The organism is Sinobaca sp. SA16-1 (genome assembly GCF_059510515.1).
This window is the reverse complement of sequence record NZ_JCAKFL010000001.1, coordinates 166,191-177,783: the sequence shown is the minus strand read 5'-3', so window position 1 is coordinate 177,783 and position 11,593 is coordinate 166,191. Positions and strand designations below refer to the sequence as shown.

Genomic DNA, 11,593 nt, shown 5'->3' with positions numbered 1-11,593 from the left:
TATGAGAAGGGGCGTACAATCTGTTAAGTGATGCCGGCTGCCTGAACTTGAAAAAGCCTGTTTAATAGAAAGGATTTATATTTTATGCTGCAGTTAATGACACCTGTTTTTGTGATGGCGACCATCGTGCTGGTCGGCTTTTTCATTACAAAAAAAATGGATATATCGATTCAGACCCGCAAGTTTTTATCGTTTACCGTGATCAATTTTGCCCTTCCGGCAGTGATTGCGAACAGTATTTTTCAAACCCCGCTGGACCGGGAGATGTGGAATAACTTTGCCGTTATTTACATATTCGGATTAGTTTTAAGCAGTATAGGAATGACAGCTGGTTATTTTGCAGCCAAAAGCATGGGGTACGACAGCAGCTCCAGGCGCCAGCTTGCGATATTGGCCGGCTGCGGAAACACTGGATTTATTGGGATTCCTGTTGCTTATATGATCTTTGGCTCAACGATCGGCGTCTATGCTGCTATTTACGACGCTTCAACGATGACGCTCGTATTTACAGTGGGCGTACTGCTGTTAAAAGGAGAGCGCTTTTCTTTTAGACAGCTGCGCTCATTAGTAAATGCCCCGTTTATAACGCTTGTTGTCAGCCTGCTCATTGTCTCCACCGGAGTAGAGATCCCGATGTACTTTACGGAACTCGCCGGCACACTTGCCGGGATTTCCGCACCGCTTGCCATGATATACCTGGGTCTGCTTATCCCGACGATCCCTTCCTCGAGCTACAAGGCAGTCCGGGACTCTTACAAGCGCTTTATCGGCACGGCGGTTTCCATTAAAGTGCTTCTGCTTCCGGCTATTGCCTTTACGGCGCTTTTATTTCTGCCGATCGAAGGGGAACTGGCTTACATTATTGTGATCCAGGCTTCCATGCCGACGTTTATTCTGGCCATTGTTTTGTTTGAACGGTATCTAGGCGATGGTTCGCAGAATTTAGGTATTACGGCTATATTACTGTCGTCCCTTTTGAGTCTGCTCGTGCTTCCGCTCGCGATCTTTTTGGGCACGACGTATTTATAAAGCATAGGAAAACCCCTCCGGTTTTATAAACGGAGGGGTTTTTGGTCAGCTGTTTGTGTTATCCAGTACATATTCATTGGAACGTATCACTGTCAGCATGTAGTGCTGCTGCAGACTGATGAGAGCTGCGGCAGCTTTAGCCAGCGCTTCGTCATCGGAATAACTCGAGATATTCTGGAAGGTTTTCTTTTTAAATGTGTCTTTGCCGGCACTGTTCGTACCTGTATAAAATTCGATTACCAATCGGGATTGTTGTATATCAGTCATTGAGAAAAATCTCCTTTCACGAATGGGGATGAGGGGGAAGGGCGGGGTTCAGAATGGGATGCGGGACGAGGCGGAGTCTGATGAACGGTATAAATCAGCATATCCAGCTTTTTTTCCATGCGGTGCAGCAGATAAAAAGCAATAGCTGCTGAAATGCCGTGATCGCTCACTACTTGAATCCATAGATCTGCATTCACAACGGTATCTCCTTTACATCTGAATAAATAAGAGGGAAGCCGGGTGCTGCCCGGCTATTACATCAAACCTATGCTTCAAAAATAACATCAACACTGCGGTCCACAATACGGGCATCCCGCTTTCCGACGAAAAGTCCGCCGGAAGAGGTGAACGCGGCAGATGCAATAACAGCATCCATTGCGGCTTCTACAGCAATTGGGTCAGCTGGTTCAATAGGCTGCTCCAAAGTGATTGTTACTAGTTTTCCTTCTTCGTTTTCAAAGCGCAGTTCAAGTCGTTTATTCATTATAGGGGACAGCTCCTTTAGGTGATTGGTATAGTTTTTTTATGCAAGGTGGTGAAGGCTGTATTCATTGGTACGGACAATAGTGGAAACCGGAAGGGATTGAAGAGAAGCGAGAGCCTGGGCAGCTTCGTAAAGCGGAGCGCTGTCTGCGCGGTTGCGGATCTGTTGAAATGATTTGGAAACAAATGATTCTTTTCCATCTTCTGTAAGCCCTGCGTAAAACTCAATCGTCAGCTTGGATTTAATGGCCTGGTTCATCGTGCGTCACCTCCTTTCACTTTCTATATAGAGCGGAAGGGGAGAAAAGGGGGAGGCGCTGCATTCTTTTTTTAATTTTTGCAGTGCCATTTTACGCCACGACTTTACCGTAGAAGAAGAGACCCCGTACCGCTGGGATATCTGCTGAATCGTCCGGCCGTAAATGATGGCTTCGATCACCCAGGTTTTTTCCCTGTTGGAAAGAAAATGCAGATAGTCTTCAATGGATTTTTCTGCCGCGAGGGGTGTTTCAGTAAAGTCAGAGACGATGCCTTCTGCCGCTTCATCCGTCAGCCATATGTGCTGCTGGTCGTAAGTCGACTCCCGGCGCAGGTGGGTGAGCATTTCGCCGCGAACATAGCTGAAAGCAAAGGTTGAAAAGGTGCCTTTTGACTCGTTGAAGTTCTGCCGGGCTTTCCATAGGGCGATGCGCCCGACTTGAATAAACTCTTCTTTGTTTTTATGAATATGAAGCCGTTTGACCATTCCTCCAATAAGAGGCATGTATTCTTCCATTAGTTGTTCAAATGTAGTCTCCTGCATCGTAAACCTTCTGTGGAGCGGCGCGCCTTCCGTTTATTCCATGGTAGGCCTATCATACTGCGGCCCGGCTGCCTTGGACGAACCGCTCATTATAATGCTGGGCTCTCCATTCTTCACCGGACGCCGCTTCGTTTGTTTCTGCAAGACGGTACAGATGAAAAATACGGCAAAAAGTCTTCCTCTGTTAAGGAAGACTCTGGATTAATGTATATGTTCTTATTAGGCCTGCATAAGACTGGCCCCTTTTATAGAAGGTTCTTTTAGTTGGAGCGTAACGTTGTCACCGGGGGAAAGGCTTTGAAGCATATCAGCATGAACGATAAGGTCTGTTTCCTGAACGGTAACCGTACAGCGGATATAAGTCCCTTGAAACTGCACGTTTTTTATGACCCCCTGCAGGGCGCTCTCATTAGGTTCTGTTGATAAAAGAAGTTCATCAGGGCGGGCAGGAAAAATAGATTTTTTTTGAAAAAGCGGAGCGGTTTTTGGCTTTTCCCAAAAAGTGCCGTGCTGATTAAAAGGGTGAAACGTGGAGTGATTCCAGGTCCCGGGTATAATATTCGCTTTACTGACAAACGTAGCAGCAAAAGCAGTGGCTGGATAATAGTAAACCCCTCTTGGCGTTCCCACCTGTTCAATCCGCCCATCTTTCATAACGACGATACGGTCAGCCATAGCAAGAGCTTCTTCCTGATCGTGCGTAACATAAACAATAGTCGCACCAGAGTGTTGATGAATGCGCTGGATTTCCTGGCGCATTGTACTGCGGAGCTCTGCATCGAGACTGCTTAAGGGCTCATCCATTAATAGCAGGGAAGGGGAAGCGACGATAGCACGGGCCAGAGCGACCCGCTGTTTCTGTCCGCCGGAGAGCTGATGGGGCATACGGTTCGCAAATACCGTCATACCGGTCAGTGCAAGAACTTCTTTGACACGCTCTTGTTTATCGTGTCGACTCATTTTTTTAGAAGAACGATGCTGCAAGGGGAACATGATCTGCTCTTCAACCCGCATATGGGGCCAAAGGGCGAATGATTGAAAGACCATTCCAATGGAACGTTTTTCCGGAGGCAGAGCGTGGGAAGCGTCGGCTGCCATCGTTCCGCCAATCGTTATCTCTCCGGAGGAGGGCCGGTCAAATCCTGCCAGCAGCCGAAGAAGCGTAGACTTTCCACAGCCGGAAGGACCTACAATAGCAACAAATTCTCCTTCTTTTACTTCTAAGCTGATATTTTTTAGTGCATCTAATTCTCCAAAAGATTTGGTGACACTGTGCAGACATGTGCTCATACGATGATCCCTCTTTTCTCCATCCTTTTTTTAAGCAGCAGCAATCCAACTCCTGCAACAGCCATTCCTCCGACGATAAGGGAGGAAAAAGCCGTGGAATGCGTGGTATATCCAGCCTGCTCAAACTGGAAAATCATAACGCCGATCGTTTCGTTTCCGGAAGACCAAAGCAGGGCGGAAACAGTCAGTTCTGCCAGGGCGGAAAGAAAAACAAGGAAAGCACCGCCTGCAAGGCCGGATACCATAAGAGGCACCATGATTTTTCTCCAGAGAGAAAAGAACCCTGCCCCGCTGCTTCGTGCGGCTTCCTGCATAGGTTGTCCAATCTGCATAAAAGCTGTAGCGCTGGCGCGTCCCTGTAATATCGTAAAGCGGGTAATATAAGCAATAATTAAGATCCATATACTGCCGTATATACCAGGATTCCAGCCGGGCACCGGCTGCATCCAGGTGAAGATCAGCGCGAGGGCAAGAACCGTTCCGGGCAGGGCATACGGAAGAGCAATACTCAGCTCGGCACTTCTGGAGCACACCGAGGGGCGGTACACCCGGAAATAGGCAATAGCCGTTCCAATTATTAATGCAGCAAAGGTAGTAATCAAAGCTAACGTAAGGCTGTTCGTTAACGCCCCCTGCACCTGGCTGTTTCCTGTCAGTAAAAAGTTATAATGCTGCAAGGTTATCGTATCGAGTCGGAAAGGGGCTCCAAAAGCAGGAGACAGCGAAGCTGCTGCCATAGCAGCTAATGGAATAACGCTGATAATGAATAGAAAAGACCAAATGACAGCTTCGACCGTTTTTCTGTACTTTCCAAAAGTAAAACGGGGAGCTTTGTCTTCATAAGACGTTTCATGATTCTGTGATTTTTTGATCAGCAGCCATTGGAAGAGCGTGCCGGCCAGTGCAGCTGCTCCAAGAAGAGACGCCAGGACAGCAGCACGTGAAAAAGCCTGTGGTCCAAATCCTGCTATTTCCTGATAAATAGCGGTGCTCAGCACAGGAATGTTGGCTGGAATTCCGAGAAAAGCAGGAATTCCAAAGTTGTCGAGACTTGCTAAGAAGGCAAGCAGTCCGCCGCCGGCCAGTCCGGGAAGTGCGAGCGGCCAGTATACGGTACGAAATGTTCTCCACTTCCCTGCACCGGAAACTCTGGCAGCTGCATCGAGTTCTCTTGGAATACGACGCAGGACACTTACGGTGAGCAGGTAAACTAAAGGAAAGTGGGAGATGCTTAATACAAAAATGATGCCTCCCATACTGTACAAATTAACAGGAGAGATATCACCGGGCAGCCGTTCCAGAAAAGCCGCCGCCCAGCCATTACTGCTGAAAAGCTGGGTCCATGCCAGCGTAATAATATAAGAAGGAATGACAAACGGCAGCAGAATAAAGAGGTGCATAGCCGTCTTGCCGCGGACATCACTATAAGCAACAATGATCGCTGCCAACAGTCCTCCTCCGGCGGAAAGTAAGGTGGAAGCCCCAACGATTACTACCGTATTCCAGAGAGTGGTCCAGGTGGAGGACTCCCGCCAGACTTCCTGGTAAACGGAAAAAGTAAACCCTTCTTCTCCTGAAAAGCTGAGTTCAACGAGCCGAAAAAGCGGAAGTACAAAAAAGATAAATATTAATAGAAGAGCCGTGCCGCCAAACAGTCTGCGCTTTGTCAAAACAGATAGGGGAAAAGAGAGGGGTGATGTTCCCCTCTCTTTTCTGAAAACAGTAGAACCGGACATAGGACAGCACCTTTCTTGTCTGAAAATAAAAACTGCTTGTTTTAATACGGTCTACTGCGCTCCTGTTACATCGCTGAAGGTCGATTTGTCTTCTTCCCGGGAGTCGAGCAGTGTACTCACATCTTCAGACATGATCTGCAGGTCATCCATTGTTTTCAGACCTTCCGGAACCTCCACTTCATCACGAAGCGGTGTATATCCCATATCCGCGGCAAGTGTCTGCCCTTCTTCAGAGAGAATAAAGTCAACAAACGTCTGGGAAGCTTCTACGTTATCGGACGCGGCTGTGATGCCGACCGGTTCCGTAATGACCGGGACGCCCTCTTCCGGATAAACAAGCTCAACAGGGGAGCCTTCTGCTTTTGCGTTAGCAGCGATAAAGTCAACGACCATCGCATATGATTTCTCACCGGATGCTACAGATTGAAGAGCACCGCCATTACCCTGAACAATCGTTACGTCGTTATCGGAAAGACCTTCAAAATACTCCCATCCGAGGCTGTCTTCCCGGCTCATTACGCCTGCATTATAGGCAGCAGCCCCGGAGTATAGGGGACTCGGCATAACGGTCTGCCCGTCAGCTTCACCGGCGGCGAGGTCTTTCCAGGAATCAGGCAGGTCATCCACTTCGTTTGTATTAACAGCAAGTATCGTAGCCATTGCTTTAGTGCCAAAATACATATGGTCCGGATCTACGAACTCTTCAGGTAGGTCTGCTGCTTCCGGAGACTCATAGGCTTGAAGGAGCTCCTGTTCTTTCAGGCTTTCAAATGTAACACTGTCCGCAAGAAGGAGAACATCAGCCTCTACGGAACCGGCCTGATCCTCCGCCTGCACTTTACTTACTACTTCCTCTGTTCCGGAACGGTACAGGCTGACATTGATATCGGGATACTCTTCATTAAAGGCTTCAACCAATGCATTAGCATCTTCATCCGGCTGGGAAGTATAAAAAGATATATCTCCTGCCGCCCCGCTATCACCGCTGTCAGCTTCTGAATCGGCACTGCCGCCACAGGCAGCAAGTGTTAAAAGAGCGGCCCCGGCTGTAAATGTAAAAAGAACTTTCTTCATATGTATAACCTCCTCGTTTATATTCATCATAAATGTGGAATATGTAGAGAAGGTTACGTTGATGTAAGGATTCATAAAGTTCACGTAAATATATAAAAATAAAAGAAGGTGCTAGGGGGCTGGATTCATGTTTGATCGATTTAAAGGCAAAAAGGAGAAAGACTTGAATAAAGAAGATTACCAAAAAGGATATAAGAAGTTCGAAGGGGAAGCAGAGGAATACTACGAAGATAAAAAGAAATCAAAAGGGCTTTTGAAAAAAGCAAAAAATAAGGCAGAGGACAAAAAGGAAGAAAGAAATCTGTCCGATGTCTGGGAAGATCTTCAGCTTATGCTGCAGATGTTTCGTGCCTGGATCAAAGGCGACTATAAAGAGCTTGATAAAAAATCCATTATTATGGTGATCGCGGGTATCCTGTATTTTGTGTCCCCGATTGATTTAATACCGGACTTTATTCCGGTTATCGGCTTCTTCGATGACGCAGCGGTTATTGGATTTATCATTAACCGCCTGACCGACGAAGTAGATCACTTCCGCCTGTGGAAACAAAAGCAGAAAAAATAAACAAAAAAGAACGCGGAGACATGTCTCCGCGTTCTTTTTTGTACTGAGACTAAGAGGATACAAAAGAGCGGCGGTGTTCCGGAAGAACGTGCAGGCCGGACTTTTGCAGGTAGTCCAGGTGTTTGTACAGTAAATCGTTGTTTTCAGATTGATCAAGTCCTTCCAGAACAACAGGAAGATTTGTTCTGGACAAAATGCTGAGCATATCCGGAAGGTGAAGTCTTCCTTCCCCGAGCGCGACATGGTATTTATCAAGCGACGTATCGCTGAGGTGTATTTTGTTGACCCGTTCTAATTTTTTTAAATAATCATAAGGGTTAATCGTTAAGGGAACATGAGCGGTATCAAATGTTATTTTCACTTCTTCGGGAAGGAAATGGCTTAAGGCATTCATCTGTTCGGGTTCACAGAACAGTTCCTTTGGCGTTTCCTCCATCTGCTCCAAAGAAAGCGTGCAGCCATGTTCTGCTGCTTTCATGGCAAGCTCTATATAGACGTTCAGGCTGTGATTCATCAGGCCGGGAGTGCTCTGGCGGCCGGGATGGACGGTCACATTGTGCGCGCCCAGCTGCTTAGCCAGAACAAAGGATTTGGAAATCTCACGAACGGACTGTTCCCGGATTCCTTTATTGATTGAATGAATGTTAATATCCCAGCTGCAGGCGTGCAGTGTTAATTCCAGGCCGAGTTCCTGTTTAAGGGAAAGGATATGAGCGGGTGATTCCTGCTGCAGCCAAAACTGTTCTGCCCAGATTTCAACCCCTTCCATACCGAGATAGGAAGCTTCCTGAAGAATGTCCGCGAATGGTTTACCCCACATTAATGAAGATGAAAAATAACATTTCATTCTTTTCCTCCTCCAACTCTAGTCTATCTTTCTAAAGCAATCATACAACGTAAATATCAAGCTGGTATGAAGAGGAGGTAAGGAAATATGAAGAGTTTGTAAAGGTATCAGCTGACGATATCGCGCGTATTGTCATACTGTTTATGTGCTTCTGTGCTCATGATGTTTTCCAATATCGTAATGGTGTGCCAAACGTCTTCGAAAGAAGTATACAGCGCAACCGGAGCCAGGCGGATGCCGTTAGGCATGCGGAAATCCGGGATCACGCCTTCATTTTTCAGAGCTTTGCAGATACCTGCAGCCTGCGGGTGTTCAATAAAAAGATGGGCACCGCGTCTTTTGTGTTCAGACGGGCTGACGATGGAAAAGTTACGGCCGGCCAGCTTTTCTTCTATCAAGCGGCTCATGTAATCTGTCAGCTGAAGAGACTTTTTCCGGATGGCATGAATGCCCGCCTCTTCTGTCACTTCAAGAGAACCAAGCAGCGGAGCCAGGCTTAATATGTGCGGCGTTCCAATCTGGTACGCTCCTGCGTCAAGTGCAGGCGTCATCGTATGCTCCATATCGAACTGCTTTTCTTTAGCGGATCCAAACCATCCGGATAGTCCGGGCATACGGCCGCTGTGTTTTTCATGAACAAATAGGGCACCGACACTTCCCGGTCCGCCGTTTAAGTGCTTATACGTGCACCAAAATGCAAAGTCAGCTCCCCAGTCATGCAGCTGATGAGGCACTGCGCCGGCAGAATGGCTGAGATCCCAGCCGATAATAATATCTTTTTCCCTGGCGGCTGCAGTAATTCGTGCCATATCAAGCACCTGGCCGCTCCGGTATAGGACTCCCGGCAGAATGACCACGGCTGTTTCGTCGGTCATTGCAGCAATAATGTCCTTTTCCTCCAAAGTGAATCCATCCCGGCTCTCTATGAGAATAAGCTCATCTTCCACCGCCAAGCCTTTCTGCTCAATTTGGCTTTGGATCGCGTAAATATCAGAAGGGAAAGTGAGAGAGTCTGCCAGTATTTTTGTTTTCCGGCCTGCCGGTTTATAAAAAGTAGCGAGCAGCTGATGGAGGTTGACAGTTGTTGACCCGGTAGCAATAACTTCGTCTGGAAGTGCACCGACCAGGCCTGCCATCTGCCGGCCCAGCTTTTCGGATAAATAAAACCAGGCATGATCGCCTGAAGTCCATCCGTTAATTCCCCGTGTTTTCCAGCTTTCCATCAGCTTCAGCGTTTTTATTTCCGCTCGTTTAGACATCAGGCCAAGTGAATTGCCGTCCATATACAAGACGCTGGGCTGAAGATAAAATTCATCCCTGAACGAATGCAGAGGGTCCCGGCTATCCATTTTTTTCGCATAGTCGAGGCTTAGATCCATCGAATCTTCCTTTCGGGTGCAAGTTGGTTTCAGTATAGCAGGAAACAGGCAGAGCAACACAAAAAACCCCTCTTTTCCAAGAGGAGAAGAGGGGCTGACAGCTATTCTGCGTTCAAGTGTTCATTTAATTCAGTAGAAATTTCCTGCACGGTTTCATCTGGGATTTCCATATAATAAACGCCGTCAATGGTTGCATCTTCTCCACGCATCTGCGTTTCTTCAAGATTGTGGCGTGCAGCTCTGTAGTTGGATTGAACTTGTCTCATTTCTTCAAAAGTGAAGCTTGTTTTCGCATTATCTCCCAGAATATCAAGGAAATTATCCACTTTTGTGATGTTGGAAATCTGTGCACCTTCGTTAATAACAGCATCAATGACCTGGCGCTGGCGTTCATTGCGTCCGGCATCGCCCTGCGGATCTTCATAGCGCATTCTTACAAAAGCAAGTGCTTCTTCCCCGCTGAGTTGAATTTCTCCTTCAGGAAACGTAAAGCCGCCGTATTCAAAGGAGAGTCCGTTATTTACGGTTACACCATCTACCATATCAACTGTGTCGATAAAACTTTCCATATTTACCGTGGCATAGTAATCGATCGGAACATCGAGAAAATTCTCAACGGTATCCATAGCAAGCTCGGCACCGCCGAACGCATAGGCGTGATTAATTTTATCCTGTCCGCGGCCTTCGATCTCCACGCGGCTGTCGCGGGGGATACTGACCATTTTAATCGACTCCAGTTCCGGATTGATCGTCATGACGATCATCGTATCGGAGCGGCCCGTAGTGCTTTCTTCCGAGTCAATCCCCAACAGCAGCAGGGAGATGGGATCTCCATTACTAAGGTCGGGTTCTCCTTCACGCAGTTCGCTTGATCTTCCAATAGGGTCATGCATCTGCTCGGCCGTATCGGCCGTTGATTGAAATAAATAAAAGAGGTAGGCTGCAATGCCAATGACAACAACACCAAATATAACAGCAGTAATAATTAAGAATTTTTTCATACGTTTCTCCTATTCGCTGATTTTTACCTGCTTTATTTCTATCATAATCTTTTAGGCACATTTTTCAATATGTTTCCAGAAATGCAAAGAAAATATTAAAGTTCCAAATGTCCCCGTAATTCATCGGATACCTGGTTTTTCAACTGCTCATCGAGCTCCAGATAGTAGATATCATCGCGCATTATGCCTTCTCCTTCGAGTTCGAGCGTATTAATCTCGTGACGGGCGTCCCTGTAATCAGACTGCAGCTCCCGCATGTCAGCAAAGGTCAAGCTGGTGCGTACGTTATCTTCTACGACAGTCAGATAGTCCTGAATACGTGTGACAGAGGAGATTTGGGCGCCTTCCTGAATAACGGCATCGAGTACCTGCCGCTGACGCTCCGTTCGTCCAAGGTCTCCCTGTGGATCTTCATAGCGCATGCGCACAAACGAAAGAGCTTCTTCTCCATCCAACGTAATTTCGCCTTCCGGATAAGTATGATTATCCTGTTCAAAGGCAAGATTATTGTCAACGGTCACTCCGCCCAGAATATTAACGATATCTTCGAAGCTCTGCATGTTTACGGTGGCAAAATGATCCACCGGTACATCGAGCAGTTCTTCGACGCTGTCCATCGCCATTTCGGCGCCGCCGAATGCATACGCATGATTGATCTTATCGTCGGTGCCGCGGCCAACCATTTCAGTCAGCGTATCTCTTGGGATGCTGACCATTTTAATAGATTCTTTTCCGGGATTAACGGTCAGCAGAATCATCGTGTCGGAACGCCCGCTTGTGGATTCATGATCATCAATGCCCATAATAAGAAATGACAGCGGCTGCGGATTCCCCTCATTGTCTTCTGAGGAAGCAGCGTCTCCGGTATCAGTGCTGTCTGCAGACTGCTCTCTGCGCTCGCTTTCCCGTGTTACCGGTTCATGAATATCATCAGCTGTTGTACTCAGCTGATCGTACAAATAAAGAGCATATCCGCCGCCGGCAAGCAGCAGCATCGCGAATATGCTTCCAAAGATAACCATAGGTCTGCTCATATGTAGTAATTACGCTCCAATCTAAAAATCTGAAAATATACAATAAAGGCAAGTATAATCTACTTTGTACTTAATGAAAAGATACG

Annotated in this window: 13 protein-coding genes and 1 pseudogene; 2 read left to right on the top strand and 12 right to left on the bottom strand. The window is 47.2% G+C overall.

What is annotated here, in order from left to right; genetic code table 11:
- Positions 1 to 96: 96 nt before the first annotated feature.
- Positions 97 to 1,029, top strand: a complete 933-nt coding sequence (locus tag AC5W2J_RS00830) for an AEC family transporter (RefSeq protein WP_496057583.1) — start codon at positions 97 to 99, stop codon at positions 1,027 to 1,029.
- A gap of 45 nt (positions 1,030 to 1,074) precedes the next feature.
- Here AC5W2J_RS00830 and AC5W2J_RS00825 read toward each other — a convergent pair whose 3' ends face one another.
- From AC5W2J_RS00825 to AC5W2J_RS00790, 8 genes are all read right to left on the bottom strand, one after another.
- The gene (locus tag AC5W2J_RS00825; protein ID WP_496057582.1) at positions 1,075 to 1,296 is read right to left on the bottom strand and encodes a DUF1659 domain-containing protein; all 222 of its coding nucleotides are present in this window, start codon (positions 1,294 to 1,296) and stop codon (positions 1,075 to 1,077) included.
- A complete protein-coding gene (locus AC5W2J_RS00820; protein WP_496057581.1) occupies positions 1,293 to 1,493 on the bottom strand; it encodes a YvrJ family protein in 201 nt (66 codons plus the stop codon). Before AC5W2J_RS00820 ends, AC5W2J_RS00825 begins: the two co-directional genes overlap by 4 nt.
- Positions 1,494 to 1,561: 68 nt before the next feature.
- Entirely contained in the window at positions 1,562 to 1,780 is a 219-nt protein-coding gene (locus AC5W2J_RS00815; RefSeq protein ID WP_252314205.1) for a DUF2922 domain-containing protein, read from the bottom strand.
- Positions 1,781 to 1,819: 39 nt separating this feature from the next.
- The gene (locus AC5W2J_RS00810) at positions 1,820 to 2,038 is read right to left on the bottom strand and encodes a DUF1659 domain-containing protein (RefSeq protein ID WP_496057580.1); all 219 of its coding nucleotides are present in this window, start codon (positions 2,036 to 2,038) and stop codon (positions 1,820 to 1,822) included.
- 6 nt (positions 2,039 to 2,044) lie between these two features.
- Positions 2,045 to 2,581: a sigma-70 family RNA polymerase sigma factor gene (locus tag AC5W2J_RS00805; RefSeq protein WP_496057579.1), complete on the bottom strand. Its 537-nt coding sequence runs from the start codon at positions 2,579 to 2,581 to the stop codon at positions 2,045 to 2,047.
- Between the two features lie 219 nt (positions 2,582 to 2,800).
- On the bottom strand, positions 2,801 to 3,871 hold the full coding sequence (locus AC5W2J_RS00800; protein WP_496057578.1) for an ABC transporter ATP-binding protein: 1,071 nt from the start codon (positions 3,869 to 3,871) through the stop codon (positions 2,801 to 2,803).
- Positions 3,868 to 5,541: an ABC transporter permease gene (locus AC5W2J_RS00795; RefSeq protein WP_496057577.1), complete on the bottom strand. Its 1,674-nt coding sequence runs from the start codon at positions 5,539 to 5,541 to the stop codon at positions 3,868 to 3,870. The genes AC5W2J_RS00800 and AC5W2J_RS00795 overlap by 4 nt, the downstream gene beginning before the upstream one ends.
- Positions 5,542 to 5,658: 117 nt before the next feature.
- Positions 5,659 to 6,681 carry an ABC transporter substrate-binding protein gene (locus tag AC5W2J_RS00790; RefSeq protein WP_496057576.1) on the bottom strand — a complete coding sequence of 341 codons (1,023 nt, stop codon included), beginning with the start codon at positions 6,679 to 6,681 and terminating at the stop codon, positions 5,659 to 5,661.
- Positions 6,682 to 7,066: 385 nt separating this feature from the next.
- Between AC5W2J_RS00790 and AC5W2J_RS00785 the strand changes: the two are divergent.
- A pseudogene (locus AC5W2J_RS00785) lies at positions 7,067 to 7,174 on the top strand (YkvA family protein); the annotation flags it as partial.
- A 121-nt stretch (positions 7,175 to 7,295) separates the two neighbouring features.
- On the opposite strand, the gene AC5W2J_RS00780 reads toward AC5W2J_RS00785, so the two are convergent.
- The 4 genes from AC5W2J_RS00780 to AC5W2J_RS00765 all read right to left on the bottom strand — a co-directional run bounded on the left by AC5W2J_RS00780 (position 7,296) and on the right by AC5W2J_RS00765 (position 11,507).
- Complete coding sequence (locus AC5W2J_RS00780) at positions 7,296 to 8,093, bottom strand: sugar phosphate isomerase/epimerase family protein (RefSeq protein ID WP_496057575.1); 798 nt, start codon at positions 8,091 to 8,093, stop codon at positions 7,296 to 7,298.
- A gap of 107 nt (positions 8,094 to 8,200) precedes the next feature.
- On the bottom strand, positions 8,201 to 9,472 hold the full coding sequence (gene kynU, locus AC5W2J_RS00775; protein WP_496057574.1) for a kynureninase: 1,272 nt from the start codon (positions 9,470 to 9,472) through the stop codon (positions 8,201 to 8,203).
- 101 nt (positions 9,473 to 9,573) lie between these two features.
- Positions 9,574 to 10,473: an LCP family glycopolymer transferase gene (locus AC5W2J_RS00770; RefSeq protein WP_496057573.1), complete on the bottom strand. Its 900-nt coding sequence runs from the start codon at positions 10,471 to 10,473 to the stop codon at positions 9,574 to 9,576.
- A 95-nt stretch (positions 10,474 to 10,568) separates the two neighbouring features.
- Positions 10,569 to 11,507, bottom strand: coding sequence for an LCP family glycopolymer transferase (locus tag AC5W2J_RS00765; RefSeq protein WP_496057572.1), 939 nt, complete (start codon positions 11,505 to 11,507; stop codon positions 10,569 to 10,571).
- Positions 11,508 to 11,593: the final 86 nt, after the last annotated feature.